At 63.7% G+C, this 15,700-nt stretch carries 14 protein-coding genes; 5 read left to right on the top strand and 9 right to left on the bottom strand.

Features of this window, described 5'->3' with window-relative positions:
- Positions 1–26: 26 nt before the first annotated feature.
- From coaE to IPF85_RS12920, 6 genes are all read right to left on the bottom strand, one after another.
- Positions 27–632 (bottom strand): dephospho-CoA kinase, encoded by a 606-nt coding sequence (gene coaE / locus IPF85_RS12895; RefSeq protein WP_343408489.1) that lies wholly within the window; start codon positions 630–632, stop codon positions 27–29.
- A 24-nt stretch (positions 633–656) separates the two neighbouring features.
- Positions 657–2,648 (bottom strand): ribosomal protection-like ABC-F family protein, encoded by a 1,992-nt coding sequence (gene abc-f, locus IPF85_RS12900; protein WP_343408490.1) that lies wholly within the window; start codon positions 2,646–2,648, stop codon positions 657–659.
- 70 nt (positions 2,649–2,718) lie between these two features.
- Positions 2,719–4,521, bottom strand: coding sequence for an ATP-binding cassette domain-containing protein (locus IPF85_RS12905; protein ID WP_343408491.1), 1,803 nt, complete (start codon positions 4,519–4,521; stop codon positions 2,719–2,721).
- A gap of 60 nt (positions 4,522–4,581) precedes the next feature.
- Positions 4,582–6,972: a penicillin acylase family protein gene (locus IPF85_RS12910; RefSeq protein WP_343408492.1), complete on the bottom strand. Its 2,391-nt coding sequence runs from the start codon at positions 6,970–6,972 to the stop codon at positions 4,582–4,584.
- Positions 6,973–7,367: 395 nt separating this feature from the next.
- Entirely contained in the window at positions 7,368–7,652 is a 285-nt protein-coding gene (locus IPF85_RS12915) for a hypothetical protein (protein WP_343408493.1), read from the bottom strand.
- A 42-nt stretch (positions 7,653–7,694) separates the two neighbouring features.
- Complete coding sequence (locus IPF85_RS12920; RefSeq protein ID WP_343408494.1) at positions 7,695–8,069, bottom strand: HsmA family protein; 375 nt, start codon at positions 8,067–8,069, stop codon at positions 7,695–7,697.
- A 354-nt stretch (positions 8,070–8,423) separates the two neighbouring features.
- Here IPF85_RS12920 and IPF85_RS12925 point away from each other — a divergent pair, with 354 nt between their 5' ends.
- The 3 genes from IPF85_RS12925 to msrA all read left to right on the top strand — a co-directional run bounded on the left by IPF85_RS12925 (position 8,424) and on the right by msrA (position 11,807).
- Positions 8,424–10,442 (top strand): hypothetical protein, encoded by a 2,019-nt coding sequence (locus IPF85_RS12925; protein ID WP_343408495.1) that lies wholly within the window; start codon positions 8,424–8,426, stop codon positions 10,440–10,442.
- A gap of 213 nt (positions 10,443–10,655) precedes the next feature.
- Entirely contained in the window at positions 10,656–11,018 is a 363-nt protein-coding gene (locus tag IPF85_RS12930) for a nucleotidyltransferase domain-containing protein (RefSeq protein ID WP_343408496.1), read from the top strand.
- Positions 11,019–11,246: 228 nt separating this feature from the next.
- Positions 11,247–11,807 (top strand): peptide-methionine (S)-S-oxide reductase MsrA, encoded by a 561-nt coding sequence (gene msrA / locus IPF85_RS12935; RefSeq protein WP_343408497.1) that lies wholly within the window; start codon positions 11,247–11,249, stop codon positions 11,805–11,807.
- Between the two features lie 53 nt (positions 11,808–11,860).
- Here the strand turns inward: msrA and IPF85_RS12940 are convergent, their stop codons facing one another.
- From IPF85_RS12940 to IPF85_RS12950, 3 genes are read right to left on the bottom strand one after another with little or no spacing between them, the layout of a single operon-like run.
- Positions 11,861–12,229, bottom strand: a complete 369-nt coding sequence (locus IPF85_RS12940; RefSeq protein WP_343408498.1) for a HepT-like ribonuclease domain-containing protein — start codon at positions 12,227–12,229, stop codon at positions 11,861–11,863.
- Positions 12,216–12,545: a nucleotidyltransferase family protein gene (locus IPF85_RS12945; RefSeq protein WP_343408499.1), complete on the bottom strand. Its 330-nt coding sequence runs from the start codon at positions 12,543–12,545 to the stop codon at positions 12,216–12,218. Before IPF85_RS12945 ends, IPF85_RS12940 begins: the two co-directional genes overlap by 14 nt.
- Before the next feature lie 17 nt (positions 12,546–12,562).
- Entirely contained in the window at positions 12,563–13,612 is a 1,050-nt protein-coding gene (locus IPF85_RS12950) for a ThiF family adenylyltransferase (protein WP_343408500.1), read from the bottom strand.
- A gap of 144 nt (positions 13,613–13,756) precedes the next feature.
- On the opposite strand from IPF85_RS12950, the gene pyrH reads away from it, so the two are divergent.
- The gene (gene pyrH / locus IPF85_RS12955; RefSeq protein ID WP_343408501.1) at positions 13,757–14,491 is read left to right on the top strand and encodes a UMP kinase; all 735 of its coding nucleotides are present in this window, start codon (positions 13,757–13,759) and stop codon (positions 14,489–14,491) included.
- A 229-nt stretch (positions 14,492–14,720) separates the two neighbouring features.
- On the top strand, positions 14,721–15,674 hold the full coding sequence (gene msrP, locus IPF85_RS12960) for a protein-methionine-sulfoxide reductase catalytic subunit MsrP (RefSeq protein WP_343408565.1): 954 nt from the start codon (positions 14,721–14,723) through the stop codon (positions 15,672–15,674).
- The last annotated feature ends 26 nt before the right edge of the window (positions 15,675–15,700 follow it).

Consider the following 15,700-nt stretch of genomic DNA (forward strand, 5'->3'; position numbering starts at 1 on the left):
GAATTTCCCAGGCGGAAAAGCGAAGTCTATTCCCGCTTGCAGTATATCAACGCCTGCCAGGCCGCCTCGACCTGCGCGCCGGTTTCCGCCAACGCGCCGCGGTTGTCAATCACCACATCGGCGCGCTTGATCTTGTCCTCTTGCGGCGGCTGGGCATCTATGCGCAGCTCAGCCTCGGCGCGGCTGAGGCTGCGCGTGCGCATGAGGCGCTCCACCTGCTGCTCACGCGTGGCCGTCACCACCCACACGGCGTCGCACAGGGTGACACTCAGCCCCGCTTCCAGCAGTTTGATCGCCTCGATGACCACCACCGGCGCCTGGCTGGCCGTCAAGCGCTGCTTCGTGCGCACAAACACGGCCGGATGCACGATCGCTTCCAGGCGTTGCAGCGCCTCCGGGTCCCGAAAGGCCCGCGCGCCGAGCTGGGCCCGATCAATCGCCCCATCAGGCGCCAGGATGTCGGCGCCGAACGCGGCCACGATGCCTTCATATGCTGCCTCGCCGGGTCGCATCACCGCGTGCGCCACCTGGTCGGCGTCAATCACGTCCGCGCCCAGGGCACGCAACATCGCCAGGACGGTGCTCTTGCCAACACCGATGTTACCCGTCAAACCGATGACTTTTCTGATCACATATCACCCACGAGGACCGGCCGGTCAAACCAACTCTGCCCAGGCGGCCATCAGCGATTCGATGTCCACCTGCACAGCCTGATGTTCAGCCGCCAGGTCGGTGATGCGTTGCACATCGGCCGCGCTGCTGGCCTGGTCCAGGCGACGCTCGACCTCCGCCAGGTCCGCCTCGCGTGCGTGAATTTGCGCCTCCAGGTCGGTAGCCTGCGCGGCGCGGGCCGCCGCGGCCTTGCGCTGACGGCGATCTTCCTTCATGCGCTCACGGTCCTGGGTCGTGTCGGCGGGCGTTTCTTCACGGCGTTGACCGGTCGCCTCCGCCTTTTCGATCTCGCGCTGGCGCAAATAGCCCTGGTAGCCGCCCTTGTAGATGAAAAGCTCGCCTGCACGCAGCGCCCACACCTCATCGGCCAGCGCGTCCACCAGGTAGCGGTCGTGCGACACCAGCAGCACCGTGCCCGGAAAACGGTCGAGCACATCCTGCAAAATCTCCTGCGAGGCCACATCGAGATGATTGGTCGGCTCGTCCAGCAGCAGGAAATTGGCGCCCTGCAGCGTCAGGCGGGCCAGCGCCACCCGGCTGCGCTGACCGCCGCTGAGCACGCTGATCGGCTTGAACACGTCATCGCCAGAGAAGAGGAATCGCCCCAGGAAATTGCGCGCCTGCGCCAACGGCAGATTTTCCACCTCCAGGATGGCAGCGAGCACCGTCTGATTGGGATTCAACCCCGCGCTGGCCTGCGCCAGATAGCCGGTGATGACGCTGGCGCCCAGGCGCGCCGATCCACGCAGCGGCTTGACCTGCTCCAGGATCGTCTTGACCAGCGTCGTCTTGCCGGAGCCGTTGGGGCCGATCAAGGCCACGCACTGCCCGCGGCGGATTTCCAGATCGGGCACGCTGACCAGGAGATGCTCGCGGCGCCAGGCGGCTGCAGTCGCCTGGCCGGCGCGCAAGGCATCACCGTGGCGCGCATCCGTGCCGTTGCCGCCGGACGGTGTGTCCACATAGCCAACGACCAGGTTCTTGGTGCGCAGGACGATGTCGCCGCTGCGCACATCGGTGGTCAGCCCCAGGCTCATCGTCTTCAGTTCCAGCGGCCGCTCGATCAGTTCATCGCGCTTGAAACGATCGAGACGCGTCAGGCGGCCACGGGCCTCTTTGGAGCGTTGACCGGCCTTGTAGCGACGGATGAAGGCTTCGGTCTCCGCGATGAATTCCTGCTGGGCTTCCCACTCCTTGCGCCGCGCGGCCAGGCGGTCAGCGCGCTGCTGCACAAACTGCGAATAGTTGCCCCGGTAGGCGTCCAGGCGGCCGAGCGCCATCTCCCAGATGCGCGTGACAACCTTGTCCAGGAAATAGCGATCGTGCGCCACCACCACCAGGCTGCCCGGCCATTCGAGCAGGGTCTGTTCCAGCCATTCGACGGCGTCCAGATCGAGGTGATTGGTCGGCTCATCGAGCAGAAGCAGGTCGGGCTGCTCCAGGATCAGGCGGGCGAGCAGGGCGCGGGTGCGTTGACCCCCGCTGAGCACCGCCAGCGGCTTACCATACTCCTCGGCGCTGAAGCCCAGGCCGGTCAGCACCTGCTGCGTGCGCAGTTCATAGGTATAGCCGCCGCCGACATCGAAGGCCAGTTGCAGCTCACCATAGCTGGCCAACAGGCGGTCGTGCTCTTCCCCGTCCTGCGTGGCGGCCAGCGCGCCTTCCAGCGCCGCCAGCTGCGCCTGCTGAGAGCGCAGTTCAGCGAAGACCTGGATGGCATCATCCCACAGCGAGAGCGCCCCGGCCAGCGGCGGGTCCTGGGGCAAATAGCCGATGCGCAGCCCGCGCTTGAACGCAACCTGCCCGGCGCTGAGCGATTCCAGCCCGGCCAGCATGCGCAGCAGCGTCGTCTTACCCTCGCCGTTGGGGCCGACCAGGCCAATGCGGTCGCCGTGCTCCACGCGGCAATCCACCGCGGCGAACACATCGAGCGCGCCAAATGATTTACTGAGTCCCTGGGCCACCAAAACCGACATGGCGCCGATTATACCACAGAATGAAGCGTGGGCCGATTTTTTAGGCGGAGAACGTTACAACAGCGCACTTTTACCCATCCAGCGCTTCCCAACGCGCATACGCCTCGGCCAGTTCCTGCTCCAATGCCGCCAGCCGGGCAGTGGTCTGCACCACCGCGTCACCGCCTCCCTGGTAGATCGCCGGCGCGGCCATGACTTGAACCAACTGGCTCTGCTCGGCCTCCAGGGCTTCGATGCGGCCGGGCAGCGCTTCCATCTCCCGCTGCTCCCGATAGGTCAGCCCGCGCGCACGTTCGGGTCTGGCCCGCGGCTCCGCGGTCGGCGGCGGTGAAACCGGCCGGGATGCGGTTTTTTCGGCCGGAGCGAGGGAGGCGCGCTGGCGCACCCAGTCGTCATAGCCGCCCGCGTATTCGCCGACTCGCCCGGCGCCATCGAGGGCCAGCGTGCTCGTGACCACGTTGTTGAGCAGTTCCCGGTCGTGGCTGACGAGCAGCACGGTCCCCTCGTATTCCAGTAGCAGGTCTTCCAGAATTTCCAGGGTCTCCAGGTCCAGGTCGTTGGTGGGTTCATCCATGACCAGTACGTTGGCCGGCCGCGCAAAGAGGCGCGCCAGCAAGAGCCGGTTGCGCTCGCCGCCGGATAGGACGTTCACCGCAACCCGCGCCCGTTCTCTGGAGAAGAGGAAATCTTCCAAGTAGCCGATCACGTGGCGGGGGCGACCGTTGACGTTGATGAACTCCCGGCCGTCAGCCACGTTGTCCAGCACCGTCCGATCTTCATCGAGCTGGGCGCGCAATTGGTCGAAATAGGCGATCTCCAGGTTCGTCCCGTGGCGCACCGTGCCCGACTGTGGCGGCAGCTCGCCCAACAGCAGCCGTAACAACGTCGTCTTGCCGGCGCCGTTGGGGCCAATGATGCCCACCTTGTCGCCGCGCATGATGGTGGTGGAGAGGTCTCGCACGAGCGTCCGATTGCCATAGCCGAAGCTGGCGTTTTCGGCGCGGATCACCAGCCGGCCCGAACGCTCGACCTCCTGGAGCTGCATGCGCAGGGCGCCGGGCTGTGCGCGACGTTCCCGACGCTGCCCGCGCAACTGCTCCAGGGCGCGTATCCGCCCCTCGTTGCGCGTCCGCCGGGCCTCGATCCCCTGCCGGATCCACGCCTCTTCCTGGGCCAGCTTCTTGTCGAACTGCATCTCCTGGGCCGCTTCGGCCTTCAGGATCGCCTGCTTGCGCGCGGTGAAGGTGGTGTAGTCACACGGCCAATCCACGAGACGCCCGCGGTCAATCTCGATGATGCGGAGGGCGAGTTTCTGCAGGAAAATGCGGTCGTGAGTGACAAAGACGAGGGTGCCGCCATAGCGCAGCAGAAAATCTTCCAGCCAGGCGATGGCGTCAATGTCCAGATGGTTGGTTGGCTCGTCGAGGAGGACGATATCGGGGTCACGGACCAGACCGCGGGCCAGGAGCACCCGCCGCTTCAGCCCGGCAGAGAGCAACTCGAAATCGGCGGCGGGATCGAGTTGCATGCGCGAGATGATCGTATCCATCTGCAGCCGCCGTCGCCACAACGCATCGTCATCGCCGGCTGCCGCTGCATCCAGTCCGCCCGCCACGACAGCATCCACGGCGCCCGTCAGCCCCTGGGGCGTCTCCTGGGTCAGGTAGGCCACCCGCAGCCCCTGTTGGCGGGCGATGGTTCCTTCATCCGGCTCGAGCTGGCCGGCCATCATCTTGAGCAGGGTAGATTTGCCCACACCGTTGCGGCCGAGCAGCCCCACCCGTTCGCCGCGCTCGATCTGCAGACTGATGCGTTCCAGGACGAGCGCGCCGCCAAACCCGATGCTCACGTCCCGCACATTCAACAAGGCCATGCATGTTACCTCGGTCCGGCACACCCACCCGTACATCGGGCAGATGATGCGAAACTGCCCTCAGCCGCCGCGCGCCAGTGTCAGCTTCGCCTCGGCGTGCTTCTCCACCTGGGCGCGCGACCACAGCATGGGGTGATACTCGCCCCGGCTCCACAGTTCGAGCAGATCGTCGTAATGCGGACTGCCGAGATGGCCCGATTGGCCGACCGGCAGCACCGCCACTGCGCCCTCCAGGTCGCCCATGTCTATGATGTGACGCATCGAGGGCGCCCACGCATCGTTCGCGAAGGCTGCGCCGGGCAGGGTGGCGGTTTGCAGCGGGGTGTCGGTGTCGCCGCCAATCGGCAGCGGGCCGCGGTTGAAGACCAGGTCGAGTGGTTTCTGCACGCCCAGCGCGTGCGGGAGCGCGATGTGATGCAGACGCCCCCACTGCCAGCCCTGCGGTTCCGGGCCAAGCTCCGCGGTCAGCCACGCCACCGCCTCGGTCAGGCCACGGCGCAGCAGCGCCTCGCGGCCGCCGGCCTGCCCCACCCACCACGAGTCAGGATCGCGCAACATGCGCAGCAACACCACGGTGTCGTGTCCGTAGAACTCATGCGTACACATCAGGACCGGATGGAAGCCCTGGCCGCGCCAACGCGTGGTCAGCGATTCGCCCATGATGGGCGCGAACAGGGCGCGCACCAGCGCGGTGCGCGTCACCTCGTAGAGACTGCCGCCGACCGAGTCGGTGCTCAGCCGGCCGTCCCAGGCGGTCAGCAGATCGAGCGCCCGCGCCACGTCGCCCGCCTCGCCGCCGCGGTTCGCCTGCGGGAAAACCTCGGCCAGCAGGCGCACGAACTCAAGCCCCGGCAGGCAGGTGACGTCCATCTGCATGGCGCGGCAGTCCGCGGCTGTCACTCTGTCGTTGCTCACCAGCAGATCGGCCAGGCGTCGGGCGCGGTAGCCGTTCATCCAGGCGTTGCCCAGGTAGTGGGGATAATCGTCAGGCGCGATGCGGTTGTTGCAATGCACCAGGTAGCCGGCCGCCGGGTTGAGCGCGTGCGGCATCTCCTCGAACGGCACCTCGCCAATCCATTCGTCTTCGCCGGTCCAGCCCGGCGCGGGCACGACGCCCTGCCCCCTGGCGCGGATCGGCACCTTGCCGGTGACCCAATAGCCGATGTTGCCATCCACGTCCGCGTAGGCAAAATTGAGCTGCGGCGCCTCGATCGGGCGCATGGCCTCGACGAATTCATCCCAGTTGCGCGCCCGGTTCAGCGCAAACCAGCCGTGCAGCGCCGGACAGGGGCGCAGCGCCATCGAGCTGACCGCCAGCCGCTGGCCCGGCTGCCCGATCACATCCGAGATGACCGGGCCGTGGCGCGTGACGAGGACCTCCTCGACGTGCGGCTCCCTGCGCCCCTTCACCTGGATCGTCTCTCGAATGACCTCCGCGTCCAACCACTGGCCCTTGAATTCGTAACGCCGGGGCTGATCCGGGTCGAATTTCTCCACGAACAGGTCTTCGCAGTCGGTGAAGGCCAGCGTGATGCCCCAGGCGATGTGGGCGTTGTGTCCGGCCACGACGCCCGGCAGCCCTGGCACAGAAACCCCAGTGACCCGCAGATCGCCGGCCTCCAGGTGTACCTGGTGCCAGATGCCGGGCACGGTGAGCTGCAGGTGCATGTCGTTGCACAGAATGGGATGGCCGGAGGCGCTCCGGCTGCCGGAAATGGCCCATGCGTTGCTGCCCATGCGCCGTTTGAGGAAAGGATCGTGCGCTCCCGCCAGCGCTGCGCCGGCCAGGGCGTTGAACTCGATGCCGGCCGGCAGCACCGCCGGGTTGTCGGCCGCGTCGGAAATTTCCAGCTCTGCGGCGCGCTCCGGGCCGAGCGCGGCAATCAACTGAGCGCGGATCACCTCGCCGTACCAGGCATGCGACATCTGCCAATTCATCACGCGGCTGAAGGCCAGAGTGTCCTCCACGCGCCACGGTTGCGGGCGGTGGCGCAGCAGGGTGAATTCGAGGGGCCGGCAGCGTTTGCCGGCCGGGCTGTCCAGCCAGGCGTTGATGCCCGCGCAGTAGGCTTCGATGCGCTGGCGGTCCTCTGCGGGCAACAACTCCCAGTCGGCGCGGCCCAGGCGCTCGAAGCCAAAGGTGCGCGTGGCGCGATCGGTGTCGAGGGCCAGGTCGCCGAGCATCTCGCTCAGGCGTCCGGTCGCCAGGCGGCGGTTCAGCTCCATCTGCCACAGGCGGTCCTGCGCATGGACGAACCCCTGCGCAAAGAAGACATCATGGTCGTTGGCCGCGTAGATGTGCGGCACACCCCAACGGTCGCGGATGATTTCGACTGACGCGGTCAGGCCGGGCAGGCTGAGCGTCCCGCTGGTTTGAGCCAGCCGGCGCCGGCCCAGCCAGGTCAGGCCGCCGGCCAGGACGCGGCCGATGAATGGACGTTGCGGAGACATGCAGATTCCTCCTCGATTGCGAATGACCCGATTATACCCGCCCGCGCGCCAGCCGCCAAACGTCCGCCGAAGGGCTAATTTGCACGAATCGGACTTCTGCCTTCGTGGCAAAATCTGACGCGGCGCGGGATTGACCGCGGCGTCCGCTTGCGGTATGATTGCCTGCGCTCGGTCTCCTGGCCGAGCGTCCTCTGCGCTTGACGATCATGGCGCAACTGCACGCCTTCACCAGGCAGCTACACCCCTGATACACCGAAACCTGCTGAAGCAGGTTGGTGGTGGGTGCGACGGCTCGAGGCGTGCAATTCGTGGCAGAACTGAACCACTGAACCACCAGAACCTGTCAAGACAGTGCTTACCCAATCAATCCTCCAGGCCAACAATGTGATCGAAAATCAGGATAGCGCAATCGGCGCACACTGGAGGTGGGCGGCCGCGGCAAGCACTTGTTCCCAATCAGGCAAGGTATCTCGTTCGGCATATTGTTTCCAGAAATGGTAACGCTGGGCATAGGGATCGGCCACGTGCGCCTGGCACACCCGCAGCACTTTTTCCAGCGTGGCCCGATCCGCAAGCGCCGCCCGGCGCAGCGCAGCGCAATCCGGCCGCTTGCCGCGGGCGATCACGTCGTCAATGGCGGCCAGGGCGAACTGTTGATGGGTGAGGTGACGGTGTAACATGACGTGATTATCTAATCAGACTCGCAGTTTTGCCAATCGCCGTTATGCTGTCATCCCAAACAGAGCGCCGGAGAGGTAGGGAATCAACCAGATCACCCACACCGCGACGCTGAACTTATGGAAGTTGCGAATCGCGGCCTCGTCCACCCGGATCAGCACGACCGTCGCCCAGATCGCGTGGACGACCATCAGGAGGATGGCGGTCACGCCGGTGACGCCGTGGACGCCGAAGGTCAGCCCGCCGGCCATCTCCAGCATCATGGCGGTGCCCACGGTGTCGCATACCAGACCGAGCCAGAAGAAAGCCAGGTGCCAGGCCTTCAGCCGCCCGGCGATCCGTTCGCTCCACACGCCGATGGAGTAGAAAATCAGGGCCAGGGTGATAAAAACAGTAGAGAGGAGCACTGGAGCGGGCATAAGTTATCCTTTCGATACGTATCGGGCCACTTGTCTATGATCCATGATGGCGTGATTATACAAGCGGACTTGCGGCTTTGCCAATCGCAGCGCCATTGACAATGACGCCGGCGAGTGGCATAATGATAGTGGCGCAGTCGGTCCGACCGGCGCGGCGCGCAAGACACCGATCAGGCGACTCAGCGGGCGATGAAACGCTCGGCGAGGCCGATCGGGCGGCGAGCGTGCGACCGGGCGGCGCATGACGGCCGAAGCGGGCGCGGACGAGACTATCGGGTGTTCGACGGATCTCTCCAGGGCGATCCCAGTGGATCGTCCTGATCGGCTCGCAACGTTTTGTATCGGAGGAACATAATGGATTGCAGACCGCGTGTTGTTCCCGCGGCGTTACTCGTAGGGTTGATTATCATGAGCATGGCGGCGCCCGGCGCCGCCAGCGCACCATTCGGCGCTCCCCTGGCGCCAGTATCCGCCAGGGCAGACGCCCTGCCCCCGGCACAGCAAACGACGGTGGCGTTGTATCTGCCCGTCATCGGTCAGCGATCGCAGCCGTACCCGGCGCCGATCGGCCAGATTGGCGGGCAAGCCCTAGCCGTGGCGGTGTTGGGCGACTACGCGTATGTCGGCGTCGGCCCACGTCTGCTGATCGTGGATATCCACGACCCGGCCGCACCGCAAGTGGTGGGGCAGAGTTGGTTCCTGACCTTTCAGGAAGTGCGTGACATTGCCGTTGTGCATGAGCCGGCGACCGGTTCAGGTGCGAGCGCTGCGTCAGCCCCAGGGGAGACCCTGGCCTACGTTGCGGCCAGAAGTCGGGGCTTGCACATCTTCGATGTCAGCGATCCGGCGCACCCGGTTCTGCGGGGCAGTTACTACAATCAGCTCGATGCCCTGGGCGTAGCCGTCGTCGGCAGCCTGGCCTATGTGGCGGCCGGGTGGAGCGGGTTGCAGATCTTCGACGTGAGCGACTCGACAAGCCCGCAGTGGCGCGGCGCCTTCGACACGCCGGGGTGGGCTGAACGCGTGGCCGTGGTCGGCAGCCTTGCCTACGTCGCGAACGGGCTCAATGGGTTGCAGATCATTGACGTGAGCGACCCGGCCAACCCCGTGCGCCTCGGCGTCCATGATACGACGGGGTGGGCCAATGACGTGACCGTGGCGGGTAACCTGGCTTACGTCGCCATCGACTCGGGTGCATTGCAGATCATTGACGTGAGCGACCCGGCGAACCCCGTGCGTCGCGGCAGCGTTGACACGCCCGGGTTTGCCGAAGGCGTTGCCGTGACCGGCAACCTCGCCTACGTCGCGGATGCGAATCACGGGTTGCAGATCATTGATGTGAGCGACCCGGCCAATCCCATGGTGCGCGCTGCGTATGACATGCCGGGATCGGCCCACAGCGTGGCCGCGGCCGGCAGCCTGGTCTATGTCGCAGCCAGGAATGGCGGATTGCAGATCATTGACGTGAGCGATCCGGGCAACCCTGTGCGCCGCGGCGATTATGATACGCCGGATTTTGCCGTGGACATTGCCGTGGCCGGCAGCTTGGCCTATGTAGCGGCTGGGCATGACGGGCTGTGGATCATTGACGTGAGCGACCCGGTCAACCCCATGCACCGCGGCCGCTATGATACGCCGGGGTCCGCCGAAGGTGTGGCGGTGGCAGGCAGCCTGGCCTACGTCGCCGACTATGAATGGGGATTACAGGTCATTGATGTGAGCGACCCGGTCAACCCCGTGCGCCGCGGCGGCTACGATACGCCGGGGTACGCCCGCGGCGTGGCCGTGGCCGGCAGCCTGGCTTACGTCGCTGACCATGACAACGGGTTGCAGATCATTGACGTGAGCGACCCGGCCAACCCGGTGCATCGCGGCGGCATTGACACGCCGGGGTATGCCCGTGGCGTGGCCGTAGCCGGCAGCCTGGCCTACGTCGCCGACCATGATAGCGGGTTGCAGATCATTGACGTAAGCGACCCGGCCAACCCCGTGCGCCGCGGCGCGTATGACACGCCGGGATATGCCCATGGTGTGGGCGTAACCGGCAGCCTGGCTTACGTCGCCGACGACTCGCTTGGCGGGTTGCAGATCATTGACGTGGGCGACCCGGCCAACCCCGTGCGCCGCGGCGCGTATAACACGCCGGGGTATGCCAATGGCGTGACCGTAGCCGGCAGCCTGGCTTACGTCGCCGACGACTCGCTTGGCGGGTTGCAGATCATTGACGTGGGCGATCCGGCCAACCCCGTGCAGCGCGGCGCGTATGACACGCCAGGTGGGGCCCAGGGCGTGGCCGTGGCCGGCAGCCTGGCCTATGTTGCCGACTCTTTTGGTGGATTGTGGATCGTGGACGTGAGCGACCCGGCTCACTAACCTGAGGTGAGGCGGTGCGTATGACACGCCGCCCGGTTCCTTGAACCAGGTTGACAACACCGCTCGCCACCGAGATCACTCAGCGGCGCGATGGACATGGTCATGTCCATCGCGCCGCTTTTCATTTTTTGCCAATCTGCCAATGTGGTATAATGTGGGAGTCAGGCCCTACGTCGAGTTGCCTGCCATCGCTTGCAGGCCAGGAGTTAAATCATGGATGCCATCACATATTCAAGGTCAGACCCACAACCTTGTATTTCCATGCAGGCGATTCGTGCGCTGGCAGAGCACATTGCCGAACAGTTTCAGCCTGAGGAAATTGTGCTTTTCGGCTCCTATGCCTACGGCACACCTAAGCCAGAAAGTGACGTTGACCTGCTGATCGTCATGAATACGGCGCTGCGCTCGCGCGAACAACGGCTGCAGATCTCACGTGCGCTTTCACCGCGCCCCTTCGCGCTGGACATCATTGTGCGTACACCGGAGGAAGTCGAAGAACGCGTTGCCTTGGGCGATCCATTTCTCTCTGAGATTACGAAGCGAGGCAAGGTAATGTATGCACGAGATCGTAACTGAATGGGTCAAGAAAGCCGAGAGCGACTATTCATAATGACGGACAGACAGGCTGACTGACCACGCGCCCGTGTAACGATTCCGGTGACAGTGAGACCCAGAGTCCCGAACTTGTTCGGGCCGTCTTCACGCGAATCTGCCCTTGTAACGATTCCGGTGACACTGAGACTGCGTAAGCAGTCAAAACGCTGTCGCCAACGAAACCAGGAATCAACAGGGAGAAAACTCAGCATGAATACACCATCTATCCAGGCCAGCCGTGAGGTCGCCACGTTGGGCGGCGGCTGCTTCTGGTGTGTAGAGGCCGTCTTCGATGAAGTCACCGGCGTGACCGACGTCGTGTCCGGTTATGCCGGCGGCGCGGTCAAGAATCCAACCTACGAGCAGGTGTGCAGCGGCCGCACCGGGCACGCGGAAGTCGTACAGGTGACGTTCGATCCGGCCATCATCAGCTTGCGTGAGATTCTGGAGATCTTCTTCACGATCCACGACCCCACCACGCTCAACCGCCAGGGCAACGATGTCGGCACGCAGTACCGTTCTGTGATCTTCTATCACAGTCCGGAGCAGCAAGCGGTCGCGCAGCAGGTCATCCGTGAGTTCAACGCGGCCGGGATATGGGATCGCCCGCTGGTGACCGAGGTCACGCCCGCGCCGACGTTCTACGCGGCTGAGGATTATCACCAGGAGTACTTCGCCCGCAACCCCACCCAGGGCTACTGCCGGGCCGTCGTTGCGCCCAAGGTGACGAAGTTCCGCCAGAAGTACGCGCATCGGCTGAAGGGAAGCTGAACTGCTGAGTATGCGCCGCAGATGAGCGGAGCCATCCGCGGCTGCGGCGCAGATCAGTCATTCGTTTTGACAGTGGGCGGCGGAATAAGCGATTCGATCATGCTTTCCAATGCCGCCAGCAAAGGCGGCAGGTCATCAGTGATCGTATCCCAAACGCGATCCATGTCAACGCTATAGTAGGCGTGAATCAACCGATGACGCATGCCCACAATATGTCTCCACGGAATCTCAGGATGTTCACGACAAAAATCATCGCTGACCTGCGAGGCCGCTTCGCCGACGATTTCGATGCATTTGACGAGCGACAGAGCCAACATGCGGTCATGATCAAGATCTTCACGGCGCCGATGCTCTGCAAACGCAATCGCTTCGCGCGCAGCATCAGCCATATGACGTAGGCGAACCAGGTTATCCCTGAACATACTGCGGTTCCGCCTCTTTCAGAACTTGGTCACGAAAGTAGATACTGAGATCGGCAGGTGTACGCAGATCAACCTTGCGACCGAGCAATGCGCTGAGTTCAAGCTCAAGTCCGGCTAACCGAATCAGCCCAATCCGATAGCCTGGCTCGAACTCCACGAGTAAGTCTATGTCGCTATTCGGTCCCATTTCACTACGCAAGGCCGAACCAAACAGCGATAGCCTCCGGATATGGTTATTACAACAAAATTGCCTGATCTTCTCAGTCGGCAAGTGAATTCGTTCCATTGACATACGACAAACCACCCTTTCAGACATAGGGGAACCGCAACTGCTTAGTTCCCCACATACTTCGCATACAAGGTGCGTGCGACGTCGGGATCGCTAGTGCCGGCGATGATGGCGCGACCGTCGGGGAAGATGGTCAGATTGTAGCCATCAATATCGGCCTTGAGCAGATAGGCGTTGGCGCGCACCGCGCCCAGCGGCTGCAGGACCTGTGCCAACCGCGCCAGGTTGAGCACGGTCGCGTCGTCGGCCCCGCGGTTGACGCTGATCTGCACCGCGTTGCGGCCGCACAGGGTGATGCTGTGGGTGCCGCGCTCGGCGTTCAGAAATTCATAGTCATGCTGCCCGCAGGCCGGACAGTCTGCTTGCGGGCCGCCCAGGTCGAACACATCCAACGAATTATCCCACAAGTCGTAGTGCAGCATGCCCCGGTTCGGCTCGCCAAACTGCCCCAGGCGCTTGAGCGCCTCGCCGGCCGAGATGGACGCCACTACGGCGACGGCCGGCCCCAGCACGCCGGCCGTGTCGCAGGTGGGCGTGGTGCCCGGCGCCGGCATCTGCCCCAGCACGCAGCGCAGGCAGGCGCTTTGCCCCGGCACAATCGTTTGCGACACGCCGTAGGAGCCAATGACGCCGGTGTAAATCCACGGCTTGCCCAGCTTGACGCACACGTCATTCAACAGATAGCGCGTCTCGAAGTTGTCGGTGCCATCCATCACCAGGTGTACGTCTTGCACGAGCTGCACCACATTGCCGGGGTTGACATCGGTCACCACGGCCTCGATCTCGATTTCGCTGTTGATACGGCGCAATTTGATGGCCGCGGCCGCGGCCTTGGGCAATCCCTGCCGCATGTCCTCTTCGTCGAACAGCAGTTGGCGCTGCAGGTTGTTCAACTCGATGTAGTCGCGATCCACGATGCGCAAATAGCCAACGCCCGCCCGCGCCAAGTGATTGGCAATCACCGTGCCGGTCGCGCCGCAGCCGATGATGGCCACCCGCGCAGCCAACAGCCGGCGTTGACCCGCCTCACCCAGCCCGCTGAAAATGGTCTGGCGCAAATAGCGCGCCAGCGATTGGTTTCCTGTTTCCGGCATAACACGTCATCTCCAACGCACAACAAAACGTCAGCCGCATTCGACATTATAACGATATAATGTCTATTGTATCACATCTGCCCAGGGCTGACAGATTGCGCGCCGCGGGCAATTCGAGTACAATTCAAAACGGAGGTAAATGTTGTGCGTTATTCACGTATTTTGCTCAAACTGAGCGGCGCCGCGATGGCCGGCGACAAGGACTTTGGTTTCAACCCGACTGCGCTCAACTTCATCGCCGATGAGGTGCTCAAACTGCACAGTGCTGGTATTCAAGTCGGCATTGTGATTGGCGGCGGCAACATCTTTCGCGGCAACCTGGGGGCGCAGTGGGGCATCGAACATGCCGAGGCCGACAACATCGGCATGATGGCTACGGTCATCAACAGCCTGATGCTGCGCGGGGTGCTTACCAGCCGTGGCAACGCCGAGGTGCGGGTCATGACCGCCATTCCGATTGACACCGTGGCCGAGCCATTCATCCGTCTGCGCGCCATTCACCACATGGACAAGGGCTATATCTGTATCTTCGCCGGTGGCACCGGCCAACCCTTCATGACCACCGATTATCCGGCCGTGCAGCGGGCCATCGAGGTGCGCGCGCAGGCGCTGCTGTCGGCCAAGTCAGGCACCGACGGCATCTACACGGCCGATCCCAACCAGGACCCCGCGGCCCGTCGCTATTCGCAGATCAGCTATGACAGCGTGGTGCGCCAAAATCTGCGCGCCATGGATCAGCCCGCGGTGCTGCTGGCCCGCGATAACCGCCTGCGCCTGCACGTCTTCAGCTTCGACCATCCCGACGTCATGTACCGCCTGTGCCAGGGTGAAGATGTCGGCACGCTCATCGCCAACGTGGATCAGGATCAACTGGCCTGAAAATAGCGTCGTTCGGTCGTAGGTCACGCCTCTGGCGTGACAACGCCCTCTGCGACACATCACGCCCCTCCTCAGACCCGGCCTCTCGCAGAAGCCGGGTCTCTCTTTGTAATTTTCTCTTTGTAATTCTCTCTTTGTAATGACCTGCGCCGGCGCGAGACTAACTGCAAAGAATCGCCGTCCAAAAGGTGATCTTACGAGACGATCAAATTGACCGAAGAGAGGCATGATGCAAGAGATACCGACCATTCCATCGTCCGAAATTACCCCGGAACCGATCTATCTGTCACGGCGTAAGTTCATGTTGGGTATTGGCAGTCTGGCGCTTAGTTCGGCGCTGCTGGCGGCCTGCGGCGGTGCGGCGCCGGCCACGCCCAGCGCTGAGGTTGCCACGCCGGCCGGCACCCCAGAGCCAACGCCTGATCTGCGCCAGGAGCTGACAACCTTCGAGAACATCACCAATTACAACAACTTCTACGAGTTTTCCACGGACAAACAGGCCGTGGCGGGTCTGGCAGGCAATTTTCGCACCAACCCGTGGACGCTGCAGGTGGGTGGTCTCGTCAACAAACCGATGACCTTCGGTATCGAAGACCTGCTGCGCCAATTCACCCAGGAAGAGCGCATCTACCGCCTGCGCTGTGTCGAGGCCTGGTCCATGGTCATCCCCTGGCAGGGCTTCAGCCTGCGCAAGCTGCTGGAGGCCGTAGAACCGACGGCCGCGGCGCAGTATGTGCGCTTCGAGACGCTGCTCGACCCCACACAGATGCCCGGTCAGAAGGCCGGCTGGTACACCTGGCCCTACGCGGAAGGTCTGCGCCTCGACGAAGCGATGCACGACTTGACCATCCTGGCGACCGGCCTCTACGGCAAGACACTGTTGCCGCAAAACGGCGCGCCGCTGCGCGTGGTGGTGCCGTGGAAGTATGGCTTCAAGAGCATCAAGTCTATCGTCAAGATTGACCTGGTGGCGGAGCAGCCGACTTCATTGTGGATGGCGGCCGGGCCGAACGAGTATGGATTCTACGCCAACGTGAATCCCAGCGTCAACCACCCACGCTGGTCGCAGGCCAGCGAGCGCCGCATCGGTGAACTGTCACGGCGTAAGACGCTGCCGTTCAACGGTTATGCCGAACAGGTAGCGTCGCTCTACGCCGGTATGGACCTGCGCCGCTTTTATTGAGGCCAGATCGTGAGGCTGGATGGCTT

The organism is Candidatus Amarolinea dominans (assembly GCF_016704685.1).
Classification (GTDB): Bacteria; Chloroflexota; Anaerolineae; order SSC4; family Amarolineaceae; genus Amarolinea; species Amarolinea dominans.

What these genes read in the sequence shown, in the direction of transcription:
- IPF85_RS12945 (WP_343408499.1), bottom strand. Translation starts at nt 12,545, where the DNA reads ATGTCTGAAAGGGTGGTTTGTCGTATGTCAATGGAACGAATTCACTTG.
- IPF85_RS12925 (WP_343408495.1), top strand. Translation starts at nt 8,424, where the DNA reads ATGGATTGCAGACCGCGTGTTGTTCCCGCGGCGTTACTCGTAGGGTTG.
- IPF85_RS12940 (WP_343408498.1), bottom strand. Translation starts at nt 12,229, where the DNA reads ATGTTCAGGGATAACCTGGTTCGCCTACGTCATATGGCTGATGCTGCG.
- msrA (WP_343408497.1), top strand. Translation starts at nt 11,247, where the DNA reads ATGAATACACCATCTATCCAGGCCAGCCGTGAGGTCGCCACGTTGGGC.
- IPF85_RS12920 (WP_343408494.1), bottom strand. Translation starts at nt 8,069, where the DNA reads ATGCCCGCTCCAGTGCTCCTCTCTACTGTTTTTATCACCCTGGCCCTG.
- IPF85_RS12930 (WP_343408496.1), top strand. Translation starts at nt 10,656, where the DNA reads ATGGATGCCATCACATATTCAAGGTCAGACCCACAACCTTGTATTTCC.
- IPF85_RS12905 (WP_343408491.1), bottom strand. Translation starts at nt 4,521, where the DNA reads ATGGCCTTGTTGAATGTGCGGGACGTGAGCATCGGGTTTGGCGGCGCG.
- msrP (WP_343408565.1), top strand. Translation starts at nt 14,721, where the DNA reads ATGCAAGAGATACCGACCATTCCATCGTCCGAAATTACCCCGGAACCG.
- IPF85_RS12915 (WP_343408493.1), bottom strand. Translation starts at nt 7,652, where the DNA reads ATGTTACACCGTCACCTCACCCATCAACAGTTCGCCCTGGCCGCCATT.
- IPF85_RS12910 (WP_343408492.1), bottom strand. Translation starts at nt 6,972, where the DNA reads ATGTCTCCGCAACGTCCATTCATCGGCCGCGTCCTGGCCGGCGGCCTG.
- IPF85_RS12950 (WP_343408500.1), bottom strand. Translation starts at nt 13,612, where the DNA reads ATGCCGGAAACAGGAAACCAATCGCTGGCGCGCTATTTGCGCCAGACC.
- abc-f (WP_343408490.1), bottom strand. Translation starts at nt 2,648, where the DNA reads ATGTCGGTTTTGGTGGCCCAGGGACTCAGTAAATCATTTGGCGCGCTC.